The sequence below is a fragment of the Pleomorphomonas sp. PLEO genome (assembly GCF_041320595.1).
Lineage (GTDB): Bacteria > Pseudomonadota > Alphaproteobacteria > Rhizobiales > Pleomorphomonadaceae > Pleomorphomonas.
On the sequence record NZ_CP166625.1, the window covers coordinates 3,146,554 to 3,163,902 of the forward strand.

The window sequence follows — 17,349 nt, forward strand, 5'->3', positions numbered from 1 at the left end:
GCGTTCTCCCCTGGTGCGACAGTTTTGTAGTATGATTACGTTGTCATTTGGCGCTTCGGTGAAAGCTACCTTGCGGGGCTGCGAGCATCAAGCAGGCCTGCCGAAATGGGGGACTAAACGGCGATCTTGACGAAGACCAGCTGTTCAGGCGCTGGCCCGTTCAGCCCGCAAGACCATGAGCCCGGCGGCAATGATGATGGCGGCGCCGATCCAGGTGAAGAGCTCGACGCTGGCGCCGAACACCAGCCAGCCGTTGAGCGGGCCCCAGAAGATCAGGCAATATTGGAAAGGTGCCAGGAAGGATGCCGCGCCGACGCGATAGGCGCGGACGATCAGCAGATTGCCGGCAAACAGACAGAATCCGGCAAGAAGTAGAAGCGCTGTTTCGCCAGCCGATATGGCTGGGAAGCCGGCGGTCAGTGCCGTGAAGATGCTGCTGCCGATTGCCAGAATGACCATTGGGCTGATGACCAAGGCAAGGTCGGATTCTCGCGGCGCCGCAACGCGGATCATCACCAGCGTCACCGCGAAGATCATCGCCGAGCCGGCGGCGGCAAAATGACCGAGACCGAATCCCATGGCGCCCGGGCGGAAGGCGACGAGCACGCCGACGAAGCCGAGCAGGACGCCGGCCGCCACCCATGGCGACGGCCGTTCGCCGAGGCCGACGATGGCGAAAATCGAAACGAAGATCGGAGCAAGAAAGGTGAGGACGTAGACGTCGGTGAGCGGAATGGCCGAGAAGGCATAGTAGATGATCGCCGTTTCGCTGGCGAGCAGGGCGCCGCGGCCGAGCGTGAAGGCCGGCGTCACCGGCACAAGTGCGCGGCCCTCGCCCTTCAGGACGGCATAAAGTGCGATGAACAACGCCGCGGCGCCGGTGATCATCGCCGTGACGGCGGAAACCGGAACGAACTGGCTCTCATATTTGACGACGGTGTCGGCGACCGAGAAGATGCCAAAGGCGCAGACGGCGAGAATAGCGCCCCTGATGTTGTCGCTGACGTTCAAGACGGGTCTCCAGAAGTAGCGGCCGCCTTGAGCGTCCGGACGAGGTCGGGAGCGGTAAGGCGACGCTCGGCTGGCCCGAAGCCGAAATGACGGATGTCGCCTCCGTTGGCCTCGGCCCGCGCGCAGGATGAATGCAACCAGCCGACGCGGGCAGCGCACCGGATGGCGGCCGCATTCTCCGGCCGGACGCCGCTGCCGGCCATAATGTCGATGCGGCCGGCAGAGCGCGCCACCATGGCGGCTATGACGGAGGCGCCAGCCTCGGCGGTGAGCGCGCCACCGGAGGTGAGGATGCAGTCGAAGCCAAGGTCAATGGCGAGGTCGACAGCGGTGACCGGATCGGGCAGCAGATCGACGGCGCGGTGCAGCGTCTTGCCTAGATCGCCTGCCGCCGCGACGAGGCGGGTCAGTAGCAATCTGTCGAGTTCATTGTCAGCGGTCATCGCGCCGAGCACGACACCGGAGAGGCCCGCAGCCCGCACCGCTGCAATGTCGGCCAGCATGACGTCCACCTCTGCCTCGGTGAAGCGGAAGTCGCCGGCGCGCGGCCGGATCATGGCGCGGACCGGCAAGGCGGATTTCGCGGCGGCGGCGATTAGGCCGGGCGAGGGGGTGAGCCCGCCGAGGTCCAGCGCCGAGCAAAGCTCGATCCGGTCGGCGCCCCCTTTGGCGCAGGCGTCGAGGCTGGCGACGTCATCGATGCAGACTTCGAGGTGAACGGTCATGACAAGGCTATTTCCGATGCGTAAAGCGCGGCTCCGACAAGACCCTTTTCCGGTCCGGCCTCGGTGGGTACGCAGAGTGCCATTGCCCGGCTCCCGAGCGTGCGAGCCCGCACCTCGGCGTCGATGGCTGCAATGAGTGCCCCGTTGCGGGCAAGGCCGCCGCCGATGGGTACGATGTCTGGATCGAGGATGTTGACTGCGTTGGCGAGCGCACCGCCAACGACATCGAGATAAACGTCGAGGGTGCGTACGGCGTCCGGCTCGCCTTGCTGCCAAGCGGTGAGAATGTTGGGGCTGTCCGCCTCGATCCCCGAGAGATGGCGATGCAGGCGCTCGAGGCCACGCGCGCCGCCCAGCGTGTCGAGACAGCCTGGCTGGCCGCAGCCGCAGCGGATGTTCGGCAAAATGGCGACGGTGCGGGTCGCCGCCGCTGGGCCATGGCCCCATTCGCCGGCGCTGCCGGTCGAGCCTATGACGAGCCGGCCGTTCAGCACGAAGGCACCGCCGATGCCCGTGCCGATGATCACCGCGAAGACCGACGCATGGCCCTTGCCCAGGCCGACGGCGGCTTCGGCAAGCGCAAATGCCTTGGCGTCGTTGAGCACGCTCACGCGCCGGCCAAGGCGCGTCTCAATGTCGGCGGCGAGTGACTTTCCATCGGCGCAGGGAATGTTTGCGACGGTGAGCCGACCATCACGGGGATCGACCACGCCTGCGATAGAAATGCCGATCGGCTCATCGCCGGGTCCGGCGAGATCGGCGATGGCAGCGCAGAAAGCGTCATAGTCACGCGTGGGAGTCGGTAGGCGGCCGATTTCGTTGGCCGTCATCTCGGCACCAACTCGCGCCGCCGCGATTTTCGTGCCGCCAATGTCGAAGGCTATGACCATGCAGTCCTCTCAGAGATTCGGGAGCGGAGGCTATCATCAAAGCAGGCTGAAAAGCGACCATACGCGCTTTGTGGACTGTGGCGATTGGGGGCTCCTGATCGGTGCCGAATCCATTATCTTGATGTAATCACTATACAAATTGTCGCCTTCTCGCCGCAGGTCTGATTGACAGGACCTCCACGGCGTTTCAGCCTGTCGATATCTTGCGAGCCGCTCAGTCACGCTCTGGCGACCGTTCGCCGACGAACGCGGAAGGACTTGCATTTCTTGTGTTCATCTGTGTATGAGAATATTATAATATACGATCTAAACGGAGATGACCAATGACTCTGGATCGCGCCGTTCTCGCCTTCGCCGGCAGCGTGCTGCTCGTCTCGCTGCTGCTCACCTATTTCGTCTCGTCCTATTTCATGTGGCTGACGGCTTTTGTTGGTTTCAACCTCATTCAGTCGGCCTTCACCGGGTTCTGTCCAGCGGCGATCGTCCTCCGCAAGCTTGGCGTGAAGCCCGGTACCGCCTTCTGATCGGGAGGTCGTCATGCGCATCATCGTTGCCGGGCTCGTTTCGCTCTGCCTTACCTCGCTTGCCCAGGCCGGCACGCTTGTTGTTCAGCCGGTCGCCGTTCCGGAATGGAAGGCGGTCTACGGCCGCGTCGAGGCGCGCGACAGCCTCGCCGCCCGTGCTCGCGTCGGTGGCACGCTGATTTCGCTCGACGTTTCGGAGGGCGATACGGTGAAGGCTGGCCAGCGCATCGCTGTCGTGCGCGACGACAAGATCGACTTCCAGGTGTCGGCTCTTGATTCTCAGATGAAGGCGCTTGAGGCGCAATTGCAGAACGCGGTGGCCGAGCTCGCGCGCGGCCAGACGTTGGTCGACAAGGGGGTTACGACCAGTCAACGCCTGGATCAGCTCCGGACTCAGGTCGACGTGTTTCGCAACCAGATCGCCGCCACCGAGGCGCAGCGGCAAGTGGTCATCCAGCAGGGTGCTGAAGGTGACGTGCTGGCCCCCGATGACGGCAAGGTTTTGACTGTGCCGGTCACCAAGGGGTCGGTGGTGATGGCGGGCGAAACCGTCGCCACCTTGGGCGGCGGTGGCTTTTTCCTGCGTCTGTCCATTCCCGAACGCCATGCCGCGCTGCTCGAGGCGGGCGCTTCGCTTGCCGTCGAGACGACGGGAGGTACCCTCGAAGGGCGGCTCGCCAAGATCTATCCGCAGATCGAAAACGGCCGTGTTACCGCCGATGTTGAAGTGCCGGGCCTGGTTACCGATTTCGTCGACGCTCGCGTCCTGGTGCGTGTGCCTATCGGCACGCGGCAGGCGATTCTGGTGCCGGTCAGCGCCGTCGCCAGCCGATCCGGAATCGATACGTTGCGCGTTGCCTCTGGCGGAGCGGAGTCCGACCGTACGGTGGTGCTCGGCGAACGACATGGTGGCGACGTGGAAATCCTGACCGGTCTTGCCGCTGGTGACGCGGTGGTGCTGCCATGAAGCTCGGTATCGCCGGCCATCTCACTCGCGCCTTCATCGGCTCGGCGCTGACCCCGTTGTTCCTGCTGGCCGCCTTCGCAGTCGGTCTCGTCGCTCTTGTGACGCTGCCACGCGAGGAAGAACCGCAGATATCGGTGCCGATGGTCGACATTCACGTGTCGGCGCCCGGCCTCAAGGCCGAAGATGCGGAAAAGCTGATCACCGAGCCGCTCGAAACCATCGTCAAGGCCATCAACGGCGTCGAGCACGTCTATTCGCAGACCCACGACGAGCAAGTGCTGGTCACCGCCCGTTTCCTGGTCGGCACGTCGGCCGACGCGGCGGTGCTGCGCATCCACGACCGGATCAGCGCCAACCTCGATCGCATTCCGGTTGGCATCGCCGAGCCGCGCATCGTTGGCCGTGGCATTGACGATGTCGCCATCGTCACACTGACCTTGGCGCCGAAGCCCGAGGCGGCTGCATCGGTCACCGCCGCTGATCTCACGCGCGTTGCCCGCGAGCTTCGCAGCGAGATTGCCAAGGTCGACGATGTCGGTCTGACCTATCTGGTAGGTGAAACGGGCGATGCCATCCGCGTCGCGCCCGACCCTGATCGGCTTGCCCTTTATGGCGTGACGCTGCAGCAGCTTTCGGCCAAGGTTACCGCTGCCAACAGGTCGTTTCCGGCCGGCACGATCCGGGGGGATGGTCAAGAGATTCAGATGGTAGCCGGCGAGACGCTGCAATCGCCGGCCGAGATCGCCAACCTCCTGCTGACGACGCGTGATGGCCGCCCGGTCTACTTGCGCGACGTTGCCGACGTATCGTTCGTTCAGGATACCGCCGACCTCTACGTTTCCAGCGTCAGCAAGGCAGCCGACGGTTCGGTCGGGCGGTTGCCGGCGGTCACGCTGGCTGTTGCCAAGCGGGCCGGCGCCAACGCGGTCACTGTCGCCCACGACATCCTCGCCCGAGTCGATAGCCTCAAAGGCAATTTGATCCCCGACAGTCTGAGCGTCGAGGTGACGCGCGACTATGGGGAGACGGCCAACGAAAAGGCCAACGAACTGCTCTTCCATCTCGGTCTTGCGACGCTGTCGATCATCGCCCTGGTGTGGGTGGCGATCGGCTTCCGCGAGGCGGTGGTGGTGGCGGTCGTCATCCCGGTCACCATCCTGCTCACGCTGTTCGCTGCCAAGGTGATGGGCTACACGCTCAACCGGGTGTCGCTGTTCGCGCTGATCTTCTCGATCGGCATCCTGGTCGACGACGCCATCGTCGTCATCGAGAATATTTCCCGCCACTGGGGGATGGGCGGGGAGCGAAGCCGGCGCGACGGCGCCATTGCCGCCGTCGCCGAGGTTGGGAATCCGACCATCGTTGCGACGCTGACCGTCGTCGCGGCGCTGCTGCCGATGCTGTTCGTTTCCGGCATGATGGGCCCCTACATGAGCCCCATTCCGGCCAATGCCTCGGCGGCGATGATCTTCTCCTTTTTCGTGGCGGTGATCGTCACGCCCTGGCTGATGGTGAAGGTGGCCGGAAACGGCCCGACGCACCATCATCAGGGAACGGACAGCGGTGGCCCTCTGGGGCGGGCCTATGCGGTCGTGGCGCGGCCAATCCTGGCAAGCAAGGGAAGGAGCCTCGCCTTTCTGCTTGCCGTTGGAGTGATGACGCTCGGCTCGCTGACGCTGTTTTACACCAAGCATGTCACCGTGAAGCTGTTGCCCTTCGACAACAAGGCGGAGCTCGCCGTCACCATCGATCTACCGGAAGGCTCGTCAGTGGCGGCGACCGACGCGGTGGCGCAGGCCGTGGCGAAGGTGGCGCTCGACTTGCCGGAAGTGGTGTCCGCCCAGACTCATGCCGGCACGTCGGCGCCCTTCAATTTCAGTGGCCTGGTGCGTCAATCCTATCTCAGAACCCAGCCGCGATTTGGTGATGTGCAGGTCAATCTGACGGGCAAGGGCGAACGTGCGAGGGCCTCGCATGACATCGCCCTTGATCTCCGCCAACGCGTCATGGCGCTGCCGGTGCCGGCCGGCACGTCGATCAAAGTGATCGAGCCGCCGCCGGGACCGCCGGTGATGGCCACGTTGCTTGCCGAGATCTACGGCCCCGACGCCGACAAACGCCGCCGCACGGCCGAAAAGGTGGAAGCCGCCTTCCGCGAGGTGCCATTCATCGTCGACGTCGACAACTCCTTTGGCGTACCGACCCGTCGGCTGAGGGCGACGATCTCCACCGACGATCTCGATTTTTTCCACGTCGAGGAGAGCGACGTGTTCGACACGCTGGCCATTCTTGGTGGCTCGTCGACGGTCGGCTATTCGCATCGCGGTGGTGGCCGGGCGGCCATTCCGATCGTGGTTGAGCGGCCGAAGGGCGACAAGGTGCTGGACGAAACGGCACTGACCACGCCCATTCCGGCCAATGTCCTGCCCGGCGACCGTGGCGTCGTCGAACTCGGCGACGTGGTGCGAGTGAAAGAGGAAAAGGCATCCTTCCCGATCTTCCGCCACAACGGCCGCTTTGCCGAGATGGTGACGGCCGAGCTTGCCGGCGCCTTCGAGGCGCCGCTTTACGGCATGCTGGCTGTCAACGAAGCGCTCGACCGGCAGGACTGGACGGGCCTTGAAAAGCCGGTGGTCGCGCTGCATGGCCAGCCGGCAGACGAGAGCCGATCGACGCTGCTCTGGGATGGCGAGTGGGAAGTGACCTGGGTGACCTTCCGCGACATGGGGGCAGCCTTTGCCATCGCCATCCTCGGCATCTACATCCTGGTGGTCGCGCAATTCGGTTCGTTCAAGCTGCCGCTGGTCATCCTGACGCCTATCCCGCTGACCTTTATCGGCATTCTCGGCGGACATTGGCTGTTTCATGCCCCGTTCACGGCGACCTCGATGATCGGTTTCATCGCGCTCGCCGGCATTATCGTGCGCAACTCGATCCTGCTCGTCGACTTCATTCGCCACGCACCGCGCGAAGTCACGATGGAGGACGAGGAGGGGGTATCCCATGTGGCGCGGCGGCCGCTGGCCGACATTCTGATCGAAGCGGGAGCTATCCGCTTCAAGCCGATCCTGCTGACGGCGCTCGCCGCCATGATCGGCGCGGCGGTGATCCTGACCGACCCGATCTTCCAGGGGCTCGCCATATCGCTGTTGTTCGGTCTTGCGTCATCAACGCTGCTCACCGTGCTGGTCATTCCAGCCATCTATCGGCTGCTCCGAAGCTAGCCGCCCGATCCAGCGCGTTTCGGGCCGGCTCTAACAACCGTTGTTGCCGGCGGCGTTTTTCGCTATTGGCGGGCGGCGATCCCTTTTCTTAACGGAGAGGGACAGCCGCCTAGCGCCGGAAAGCCAAGCCGATGACCCAGCCTTTTTCCTTCCGCCTTCTTGCGACCGATGGTCGGGCGCGCCGTGGCGAGATCGTTACGCCGCATGGCGTCGTCCGTACGCCGGCTTTCATGCCGGTCGGTACGCTCGGCACGGTCAAGGCGATGTTCATGGACGACGTCAAGGCGACCGGCGCCGACGTCATTCTCGGCAACACCTACCATCTGATGCTCCGGCCCGGTGCCGAGCGGGTAGCGGCGCTCGGCGGCCTGCATAAGTTCTCCACCTGGGGCGGCACCATCCTGACCGATAGCGGCGGCTTCCAGGTGATGTCGCTCGCCCAGCTTCGGAAAATGGACGAGCGTGGCGTTACCTTCCAGAGCCACATCGACGGCAGCCGACACGAATTGACGCCGGAGCGCTCCATCGAGATCCAGGGGCTGCTCGGTTCCGATATCCAGATGCAGCTCGACGAATGCGTCCGCCTGCCGGCCGAGCCCAAAGAAGTTGAGCGCGGCATGCAGCTCAGCTTGCGTTGGGCCGCGCGGTCGCGCCAGCAGTTCGAGGCGATGGGTGGGCCTCGGAAAGGGCAGGGGCTCTATGGCATCGTGCAGGGTGGCGACGTGCCCGCCCTCCGCGAGGTGAGTGCCCACGAACTCTCCACCATGCCCTTCGAGGGCTATTCAGTGGGTGGTCTCGCCGTCGGCGAGCCGCAGGCGGTAATGCTGCGAATGATCGATGTCGTGGACCCGATCCTGCCACGCGACAAGCCGCGCTACCTGATGGGCGTCGGCACGCCCGACGACATCATCGAGAGCGTGGCACGCGGCATCGATCAATTCGACTGCGTCATGCCGACACGTGCCGGCCGTCACGGCCTTGCCTACACCCGATTCGGCAAGCTCAATTTCAAGAATGCCCGCCATATGGACGACCCGCGGCCGATCGACCCCACCTCGGATTGCCCGGCGGCCCGCGACTATTCGCGCGCCTATATTCATCACCTGGTGCGTACCGGCGAGGCGCTGGGCGGTATGTTGCTCACCTGGGTCAACGTCGCCTACTACCAAACGCTGATGCAGGGCATCCGCGACGCCATCGAGGCCGGTCGCTTCGAGGAGTTCAAGGCTGAAACGAAGGCCGCCTGGGCGCGAGGAGAGAACGGATGACCTTATTCGACCGTCTCGTCGATGCCAGTGCCGACGACTGGCGCGCCTATGTCGAACACCCCTTCGTGGAGATGATGGCGGCTGGTACGCTGCCCGAAGCGGCATTTCGCCACTACCTCGTCCAAGACTACCTATTCCTTATCCAGTTCGCCCGCGCCTACGCGCTTGCCGCCTACAAGGGCAGGACGATGGAGGAAATGCGTTATGGCCTCGACGGGCTCAGAGCGATTCTCGACGGGGAGATGGCGCTGCATGTCAAATATTGCGCCGGCTGGGGGCTGGCGCCGGCCGATCTCGAAGCGGCCGACGAGGACATGCCGACCACGGCTTATACCCGCTTCGTGCTGGATTGGGGCGTTCGCGGCGATCTTCTCGACCTTCACGTGGCGCTTGCTCCCTGCATGATCGGATACGCGGTGATCGGCAAGCGCCTTGCCGGCATCCCCGGTGCCCTGTCGCCCGAAAATCCCTACGCTCCGTGGATCACTGAGTATTCCGCCGAGGGCTACCAGTCGGTGGGCGCGGCGACCATCGCCCATCTCGATGCGCTCGCCGGTGGGGAGGTTGGACAAGCGCGCTTCCGCCAACTCCGCGACTTGTTCGCCCAGGCTAGCCGACTGGAGGCTGCGTTCTGGCAGATGGGACTCGACAGGGCCTAGTGTTCGCTTTATGTTCTCGTCATTCATTGACGGGGACGATCATGGCGGACGATGGCTTTCGGGAATTCCTGCGCGAACTGACGGAGCCGCTTGGCGGCGTCACCTTCCGCAAGATGTTCGGTGGGCTCTCCATCTATCAAGATGGCATGGTGTTCGCCTTGGAGATCGACGGTAGCCTCTATTTCAAGGTCGATGATGAGACGCGGGGTCGTTTTGTCGCCGAGGATTGCCCGCAATTTGAATACACCACCAAGGACGGGCGCACCGCGCAGATGCCTTATTGGCGGGCGCCGGAGCGGCTCTACGACGAACAGGACGAGTTCCTCGATTGGTGTCGTGCCGCCGTGGGTGTTGCCCGACGGAGCGAGGCTGCCAAGGCCGAGGAAAAGGAACGCAAGGCCAGCCGGAAGCGAAAGCCCGCAGCCGGTACTGCTTGATACACTTCGATATCGTCTTGAGAGGATCGGGACGGGGGGCGGTGCTAGAGGGAAGGGGAGCCAGGGGGCTGGCTTTTTCGAATTCTCTCTAGTGATTGGGTCCTCCCATGTCCGCCAAGGATGTTCTGATGCGCTACGCCACGCCGTTGACGACGTGGCTGTTCTTGATCTCCCTCGTTTCGGGTATCGCGCTGTTCTTAGGCGTCGGTAACCAGTATTTTCGCGAGATGCATGAGATCCTGTCGATGTTCCTGATCGTGCCCTTCGGGCTGCATGTCTGGCGCAATTGGCGGACGCTCTTAAGTTATTTCCGCCGCTCGGCCATGTGGGTCTCGACCGTCGTCTGCCTCGTCGCCGCCGGTGCCTTCGCTTATGAGGGCGCGGGAGCCTCGGCAGGCGGCAATCCGCGCATGGCCGCCTTTGGCGCCCTCAACAACGCCTCGATGACGGCGCTGGCCGCGCTTGCCCGTACCGACGAGGCGACGGTAACGGCGCGGCTCAAGACGATCGGTGTCGACGTGACGTCGGCGGAAGACACGGTGGCCAGTCTCGCCAAGGCATCCGGACGCGATAGCTTCGATCTGTTGGGCGCGGCCTTGACCTCCGCTTCCCCCGTCGGCCAGCCCGCGCCGTGAGCCCGGCAAAGCCGGCAAACTCGACCAAAGGGGAGGTTCATCACGAATCCTCCCCTTTTTGCTTTGTGCCTGCGGGGAAGTTTGCTATGGAGACCCCGCTTCGAGCATCGGAGGCGATGATCGGTGTGGTTTAGATCGCGGGCGTGGTGGAATTGGTAGACACGCTGGATTTAGGTTCCAGTGGCGCAAGCCGTGGGGGTTCAAGTCCCTTCGCCCGCACCAGATCGGCCCACCGTGATCGAGGGTGATGCGGTCGGTGTCAGGTACGTCTCCAAGGCGTCCCGCCGGTGGTGAAGACAGAATTGAACCGCTTCTTCGGGCCGGGTCGGCAGGGAAAACCTCCGGAACGGTCTGTGAGGCGTTCTCGGGATCAGAGACGAAAGAACACATCCATGCAGGTGACTGAAACCTCGACCGAAGGCCTGAAGCGCGAGCTCAAGATCGTCATCACGGCCTCAGAACTCGCCGAAAAGCTCGATGCCTATCTCGAGGACATGAAGGGGCGCGCCCAGATTCGCGGCTTCCGCCCCGGCAAGGTTCCCAAGGCTCACCTCAAGAAGCTCTATGGCAAGTCGGCCATGGCCGAGATCGTCAACACCGTGATCGGCGAGACGTCGAACAAGGCCCTCGAGGAGCGCTCCGAGAAGGCTGCTATGCAGCCGCAGATCAAGCTCTCCGACGAAGATGCCGAGAAGATCCTGTCGGGTGACCTCGATCTTGCCTACGATCTCTCCTACGAGATCGTGCCCGAGTTCGAACTGGCGTCGCTCGACGGCATTGCCATCGAGCGTCCGGTTGTCGAGGTAGCTGATTCGGAAGTCGACGAGCGCCTGACCCAGATCGCCGAGGGTGCCCGTTCCTACGTCGCCCGCGAGGAGGGTGTTGCCGCCGAGAATGGCGACCGCCTGACCATTTCCTATCTCGGCAAGATCGATGGCGAGCCCTTCGACGGTGGCGCCGACGACCGCGCCGCCATCTTCCTTGGCCAGGGGCGCTTCATCCCCGGCTTCGAGGAGCAGTTGATCGGCGCCAAGGTCGGCGACAAGAAGGTCATTGAAGTGACCTTCCCCGAGGACTATCAGGCCAAGCATCTGGCCGGTAAGCCCGCCACCTTCGATATCGAGGTGTTCGAAGTGGCCGCCCCTGGCGAGCTGGCGCTCGACGACGACTGGGCCAAGACGCTCGGCATGGACAATCTCGATGCGCTGAAGGACATCGTCAAGCAGCAGATCGAGTCGCAGAACGGCGGCCAGACCCGCCAGAAGGTGAAGCGCCAGCTGCTCGACGCCCTTGATGGCCAGTATTCCTTCGAGCTGCCGGCAACGCTGGTGGAGCAGGAATTCAACGCCATCTGGAATCAGGTCGAGGCGGAAATGAAGTCCGCTGGTAAGACCTACGAGGACGAAGAGACCACCGAGGAGAAGGCCCGCGCCGACTATCGCAAGATCGCCGAGCGTCGCGTCCGTCTCGGTCTTGTGCTGTCGAAGTTCGGCGAGCGCGAGAAGGTGCAGGTCAACGAGCAGGAACTGCAGCGCGCTCTGATCGAGCGGGCTCGCCAGTTCCCCGGTCAGGAGAAGGCCGTGTTTGACTTCTACCGCCGCGATGCCAACGCGCTTGCCTCGCTGCAGGCGCCGGTGTTCGAAGAGAAGGTGGTCGACGTTCTTCTCGGTCTCATCAAGGTCACCGACAAGACGGTCACCAAGGAAGAGCTGTTCAAGGACGACGAGGAAGAAGCCGTCTGATCGGCTTCTCCGCTTCTCCTATGACGAAATTCCGCGGCCGGGGCGGTGACGCCCCGGCCCGTTGCGTTTTGTGTCGGGCAGCTCTGCGTGTGGTTCCTGCCGCTTGCAGAGTTTGCCGGCGATGCATACGTGGCTTTCATGGAAGGTTCCCCAAAGCCTATATGAGGCATGGAGGGGCCGTACACCATGCAGCGAAAATTCAGAGGCTTTGGTGTAGCCAAGTGCCGGGTTGGGATGTAACGATCACGGCAAGAGTGATTTGAGGGCGACGTCACCGCTGATCCACCAAGCCTCAAGAGGCCATGGAAGGGCGGTTCGTTCGTCGAACGCCGAGGGAACGTATGAAGGATCCTGTCGATTTCACCATGAGCACGTTGGTCCCGATGGTCGTCGAGCAGACGAACCGTGGCGAGCGCGCCTATGACATTTTTTCGCGCCTCCTCAAGGAGCGGATCATCTTCATTACCGGCGGGATTGATGACGGTGTTGCGACACTTGTCAGTGCCCAGCTTCTGTTCCTTGAGTCGGAGAATCCCAACAAGGAGATCTCCCTCTATATCAATTCTCCCGGTGGCTACGTGACGGCGGGCCTCGCCATCTATGACACCATGCAGTTCATCCGTCCGAAGGTGGCGACGCTTTGCATCGGGCAGGCCGCTTCAATGGGATCGCTGCTTCTTTGCGCTGGCGAGCCCGGCATGCGCTTCTCGTTGCCCAACGCGCGTATCATGGTTCACCAGCCGTCGGGTGGCTTCCGGGGCCAGGCGGCGGATATCATGTTGCACGCCCAGGAAATCCTGAAGCTGAAGCATCGCCTCAACCAGATTTATGTCCATCACACGGGCCGGGATCTTTCCTCGGTCGAAGAGGCACTTGAGCGCGACAACTTCATGGATGCCGAGACCGCCAAGACCTTTGGTCTTGTCGACGACGTCATTGCGAAGCGGGCAGCTCCAGATCTGCCCTGAGAAAGAGGTTTGTCGGCGCCGAAGGCGCCGGCGCACTGAGATCGGTACGTTAAAGCTATCTTGAGTCCTTTTGGCGCAGCATGCGCGAGTGGCGGTTCCGGCGGATTCGGTCACTGAAGAAGGGTTCGAGAGGGAAGGTTCGGTCTTCTACCCGCCCAAGGGCGCGGCGGCGGACCGTCCGTCAACCGAGCGGGAATGATTGGATGACTAAGGTTAGCGGCGAGTCGAAGAACACCCTCTACTGTTCGTTCTGCGGCAAGAGCCAGCACGAAGTCCGCAAGCTCATCGCGGGACCAACGGTATTCATTTGTGATGAATGCGTGGAACTCTGCATGGACATCATCCGCGAGGAGTCGAAGTCCAATCTCGTGAAATCACGGGACGGCGTGCCGACGCCCGCGGAAATCCGTAAGGTGCTGGACGACTACGTCATTGGCCAGGACAAGGCCAAGAAGGTGTTGGCGGTGGCTGTTCACAACCACTACAAGCGCCTCAACCACGCGTCGAAGAACAATGACGTCGAGTTGGCCAAGTCGAACATCATGCTGATCGGGCCGACGGGCTCGGGCAAGACGCTGCTTGCCCAGACGCTGGCCCGCATCATCGATGTGCCGTTCACCATGTCCGACGCGACGACGCTGACCGAGGCCGGTTACGTCGGCGAGGACGTCGAGAACATCATCCTGAAGCTGTTGCAGGCTGCCGACTACAACGTCGAACGCGCTCAGCGCGGCATCGTCTACATCGACGAGGTCGACAAGATTTCCCGCAAGTCCGACAATCCGTCGATTACCCGCGACGTGTCGGGCGAGGGCGTGCAGCAGGCCCTGCTGAAGATCATGGAAGGCACCGTGGCTTCGGTGCCGCCGCAGGGCGGTCGCAAGCATCCGCAGCAGGAGTTCCTGCAGGTCGATACGACCAACATCCTGTTCATCTGCGGTGGCGCCTTCGCCGGTCTTGAGAAGATCATCTCGGCGCGCGGCAAGTCGACGTCCATCGGCTTCCAGGCGCAGGTGGCAGCTCCCGAAGATCGGCGCACCGGCGAATTGTTCGCCCATGTGGAGCCGGAAGATCTTCTGAAATTTGGCTTGATCCCCGAATTCGTCGGCCGTCTGCCGGTGCTTGCCACGCTTGAGGATCTCGATGAGCCCGCCTTGGTGATCATCCTCACCGAGCCGAAGAATGCCCTCGTCAAGCAGTACCAGCGCCTGTTCGAGATGGAGAACGTCAAGCTCGCCTTCCAAGAAGACGCGCTGGCCGCCATCGCACGCAAGGCGATCGACCGCAAGACGGGTGCCCGTGGTCTCCGCTCGATCATGGAAGGCATCCTGCTCGAGACCATGTATGAGCTGCCGAACCTGGAGGACGTGACGGAAGTGGTGATTTCCGCCGATGTCGTCGTCGGTAAGGCCAAGCCGATCTACGTTTACGGCGAGCGCCTTGAGGACACGGGCACGGGCGCCTGACAAGCTTTCTCTGGGCGGCGATGGAATATTTGCCGTCCAGCTTCCCGGTCCCGTGGACTGGGAGCGTTGTGCGTCGGGTCATTGACGCTTTCGTGTCAAGGCCTTGAAAGCACAGTCGCCGCGATCCATGTATCCGCTTACGCGGCGGCAACGGAAACGGGAATGGCGCCTAGGTTTGTGCCCATCGAGGGGCGGACCTGACGGCCACGTAGCGGATCAGACCTCCGATCCTCTCACCCGTTGCCGAACATGGGCCTTCCGGTCATCCGGTCGGCGGCCCTTGCCGTAAACCGCGTGCGACGGACGTCGGCGCCGACAGGCCAAGCCGGCGGGCCACCAGAAAGGAAACCACCTCATGGCCGCATCCACTCCCGCGACTGGCGCCGAACGGGACGTCTTCCCAGTCCTGCCACTTCGCGACATCGTCGTTTTCCCGCACATGATCGTGCCGCTGTTCGTCGGCCGCGAGAAGTCCATTCGCGCCCTCGAAGAAGTGATGACGGCCGACAAGCAGATTCTGCTTGCCACTCAGAAAAACGCCTCCGACGACGATCCTGCCTCCGGCGACATCTACACGGTCGGCACGCTGGCAACGGTGCTCCAGCTCCTGAAGCTGCCCGACGGCACGGTGAAAGTGCTGGTGGAAGGTGCTCGCCGGGCCGAAGTGATCAATTTCATCGACCGTTCGGACTATTTCGAAGCCGAAGTGCGCCCGATCGAAGAGGTCGAGAGCGACCGCGTCGAGGTTGAGGCGCTGGCCCGTTCCGTGCTGGTCGAGTTCGACAACTACGTCAAGCTGAACAAGAAGGTGTCTCCTGAGGTGCTCGGCACCATCAAGGAGATCGACGACTACGCCAAGCTCGCCGACACTATCGCCAGCCACCTCGCCGTCAAGATCTCCGAGAAGCAGGACGTTCTGTCCCTGAAGTCGGTGGTCGAACGGCTTGAGCGCGTGCTGGGGCTGATGGAGAGCGAGATCTCCGTGTTGCAGGTGGAAAAGCGCATCCGTAGCCGCGTCAAGCGGCAGATGGAGAAGACGCAGCGCGAGTACTATCTCAACGAGCAGATGAAGGCGATTCAGAAAGAGCTCGGTGATGGCGAGGAGGGCAAGGACGAGCTTGCCGAACTCGAAGAGCGCATCAAGCGGACCAAGCTCTCGAAGGAAGCCCGTGAGAAGGCGAGTGCCGAGCTGAAGAAGCTTCGGCAAATGTCGCCGATGTCGGCCGAAGCCACCGTGGTGCGCAACTACCTCGACTGGATTCTAGGCATTCCCTGGAAGACCCGTTCCAAGACCCGCGACGACCTCGCTTACGCCGAGGCGGTGCTGAACGAGGATCATTTCGGGCTCGACAAGGTCAAGGAGCGCATCGTCGAGTATCTGGCGGTGCAGAGCCGGGCCAACAAGCTGAAGGGGCCGATCATCTGCCTCGTCGGCCCGCCGGGTGTCGGCAAGACCTCGCTCGCCAAGTCGATCGCCAAGGCGACGGGGCGTGAGTATGTGCGCATGTCGCTCGGCGGCGTGCGTGACGAGGCGGAGATCCGCGGTCACCGCCGTACTTATATCGGCTCGATGCCCGGCAAGGTCATCCAGTCGATGAAGAAGGCCAAGAAGTCCAACCCGCTGTTCCTGCTCGATGAGATCGACAAGATGGGAATGGACTTCCGGGGCGACCCGTCGTCGGCACTGCTGGAGGTTCTCGACCCCGAGCAGAATCACACCTTCATGGACCACTATCTCGAGGTGGAATACGACCTCTCGGATGTGATGTTCGTGACGACAGCCAATACGCTGAACATTCCCGGCCCGCTGATGGACCGCATGGAAATCATCCGTATCGCCGGTTACACCGAGGATGAAAAGGTCGAGATCGCCAAGAGACACTTGCTGTCCAAGTCGATCGCTGACCATGGCCTGCGGCCCGGTGAGTATGAACTCACCGACGACGCCATTCATTCGTTGATCCGTCAGTACACCCGCGAGGCCGGCGTTCGTAACCTCGACCGCGAGATGATGTCGCTTGCCCGTAAGGCGGTGACGGAGTTGCAAAAGTCGAAGGGCGCGCTGAAGTCGATCACGGTGACGGCTGAGAAAGTGGAACAGTATCTCGGTGTGCCGCGCTACCGGCACGGCGAGGCCGATGGCACCGACCAGGTTGGTGTCGTCACGGGGCTCGCCTGGACCGAAGTTGGCGGCGAGTTGCTGACCATCGAAAGCGTACGCTTGCCGGGCAAGGGTCGCATGACGGTGACCGGCAACCTCAAGGACGTGATGAAGGAATCGATCTCGGCGGCGGCCTCCTATGTCCGCTCGCGGGCCGTCGATTTCGGCATCGAGCCACCACTGTTCGACAAGCGCGACATCCACGTGCACGTTCCCGAGGGTGCTACGCCGAAGGATGGTCCGTCGGCTGGTATCGCCATGGTCACCTCGATCGTATCGGTGATGACCGGTGTGCCGGTGCGCCACGACGTGGCCATGACCGGCGAAATCACGCTACGTGGTCGCATCCTGCCAATCGGTGGTCTCAAGGAAAAGCTGCTCGCCGCTCACCGCGGTGGCATCAAGACGGTGCTGATCCCCGACGAGAATGCCAAGGATCTCGCCGACATTCCTGATAACGTTCGCAATGTCATGGAAATCATTCCCGTCGCCCATATGGACGAGGTGCTGAAAGTGGCGCTCTTGAGGCCGCTTGAGCCGATCACGTGGGACGAATCGAAGGAACCGGCGGCCAAGCCGGTCGCAGATGGCGAAGTGGGCGATTTGACGTTGATCACCGCGCACTGAGCCAACTGACGCAAGTTGTCCAGCAAATTCCGGACCCGGGCCTTC

General features: G+C 62.8%; 14 protein-coding genes and 1 tRNA gene. 12 read left to right on the forward strand and 3 right to left on the reverse strand.

Features of this window, described 5'->3' with window-relative positions:
* Positions 1 to 144: 144 nt before the first annotated feature.
* From AB6N07_RS14560 to AB6N07_RS14570, 3 genes are read right to left on the reverse strand one after another with little or no spacing between them, the layout of a single operon-like run.
* Positions 145 to 1,011 (reverse strand): DMT family transporter, encoded by an 867-nt coding sequence (locus tag AB6N07_RS14560; RefSeq protein ID WP_370673808.1) that lies wholly within the window; start codon positions 1,009 to 1,011, stop codon positions 145 to 147.
* Positions 1,008 to 1,736, reverse strand: a complete 729-nt coding sequence (locus AB6N07_RS14565) for a copper homeostasis protein CutC (protein ID WP_370673809.1) — start codon at positions 1,734 to 1,736, stop codon at positions 1,008 to 1,010. The genes AB6N07_RS14560 and AB6N07_RS14565 overlap by 4 nt, the downstream gene beginning before the upstream one ends.
* Positions 1,733 to 2,626, reverse strand: coding sequence for an ROK family protein (locus AB6N07_RS14570; RefSeq protein WP_370673810.1), 894 nt, complete (start codon positions 2,624 to 2,626; stop codon positions 1,733 to 1,735). Before AB6N07_RS14570 ends, AB6N07_RS14565 begins: the two co-directional genes overlap by 4 nt.
* A gap of 323 nt (positions 2,627 to 2,949) precedes the next feature.
* Here AB6N07_RS14570 and AB6N07_RS14575 point away from each other — a divergent pair, with 323 nt between their 5' ends.
* From AB6N07_RS14575 to lon, 12 genes are all read left to right on the forward strand, one after another.
* Positions 2,950 to 3,150 (forward strand): DUF2892 domain-containing protein, encoded by a 201-nt coding sequence (locus tag AB6N07_RS14575; RefSeq protein ID WP_370673811.1) that lies wholly within the window; start codon positions 2,950 to 2,952, stop codon positions 3,148 to 3,150.
* A 13-nt stretch (positions 3,151 to 3,163) separates the two neighbouring features.
* Complete coding sequence (locus AB6N07_RS14580) at positions 3,164 to 4,117, forward strand: efflux RND transporter periplasmic adaptor subunit (RefSeq protein ID WP_370673812.1); 954 nt, start codon at positions 3,164 to 3,166, stop codon at positions 4,115 to 4,117.
* Positions 4,114 to 7,341 carry an efflux RND transporter permease subunit gene (locus tag AB6N07_RS14585; RefSeq protein ID WP_370673813.1) on the forward strand — a complete coding sequence of 1,076 codons (3,228 nt, stop codon included), beginning with the start codon at positions 4,114 to 4,116 and terminating at the stop codon, positions 7,339 to 7,341. Before AB6N07_RS14580 ends, AB6N07_RS14585 begins: the two co-directional genes overlap by 4 nt.
* A gap of 131 nt (positions 7,342 to 7,472) precedes the next feature.
* Positions 7,473 to 8,609 (forward strand): tRNA guanosine(34) transglycosylase Tgt, encoded by a 1,137-nt coding sequence (gene tgt, locus AB6N07_RS14590; protein ID WP_370673814.1) that lies wholly within the window; start codon positions 7,473 to 7,475, stop codon positions 8,607 to 8,609.
* Positions 8,606 to 9,268 (forward strand): thiaminase II, encoded by a 663-nt coding sequence (tenA, locus tag AB6N07_RS14595; protein ID WP_370673815.1) that lies wholly within the window; start codon positions 8,606 to 8,608, stop codon positions 9,266 to 9,268. Before tgt ends, tenA begins: the two co-directional genes overlap by 4 nt.
* A gap of 41 nt (positions 9,269 to 9,309) precedes the next feature.
* Entirely contained in the window at positions 9,310 to 9,705 is a 396-nt protein-coding gene (locus AB6N07_RS14600; protein ID WP_370673817.1) for a TfoX/Sxy family protein, read from the forward strand.
* A gap of 107 nt (positions 9,706 to 9,812) precedes the next feature.
* Positions 9,813 to 10,340, forward strand: a complete 528-nt coding sequence (locus AB6N07_RS14605; RefSeq protein WP_370673818.1) for a DUF4405 domain-containing protein — start codon at positions 9,813 to 9,815, stop codon at positions 10,338 to 10,340.
* Positions 10,341 to 10,477: 137 nt separating this feature from the next.
* Positions 10,478 to 10,562: transfer RNA gene (locus tag AB6N07_RS14610), tRNA-Leu, on the forward strand.
* Positions 10,563 to 10,732: 170 nt separating this feature from the next.
* Positions 10,733 to 12,082, forward strand: coding sequence for a trigger factor (gene tig, locus AB6N07_RS14615; RefSeq protein WP_370673819.1), 1,350 nt, complete (start codon positions 10,733 to 10,735; stop codon positions 12,080 to 12,082).
* Positions 12,083 to 12,423: 341 nt separating this feature from the next.
* The gene (locus AB6N07_RS14620) at positions 12,424 to 13,050 is read left to right on the forward strand and encodes an ATP-dependent Clp protease proteolytic subunit (protein WP_370673820.1); all 627 of its coding nucleotides are present in this window, start codon (positions 12,424 to 12,426) and stop codon (positions 13,048 to 13,050) included.
* A 203-nt stretch (positions 13,051 to 13,253) separates the two neighbouring features.
* Positions 13,254 to 14,516, forward strand: coding sequence for an ATP-dependent Clp protease ATP-binding subunit ClpX (gene clpX, locus AB6N07_RS14625; protein WP_370673821.1), 1,263 nt, complete (start codon positions 13,254 to 13,256; stop codon positions 14,514 to 14,516).
* A 355-nt stretch (positions 14,517 to 14,871) separates the two neighbouring features.
* Positions 14,872 to 17,304 (forward strand): endopeptidase La, encoded by a 2,433-nt coding sequence (gene lon / locus AB6N07_RS14630; protein WP_370673822.1) that lies wholly within the window; start codon positions 14,872 to 14,874, stop codon positions 17,302 to 17,304.
* Positions 17,305 to 17,349: the final 45 nt, after the last annotated feature.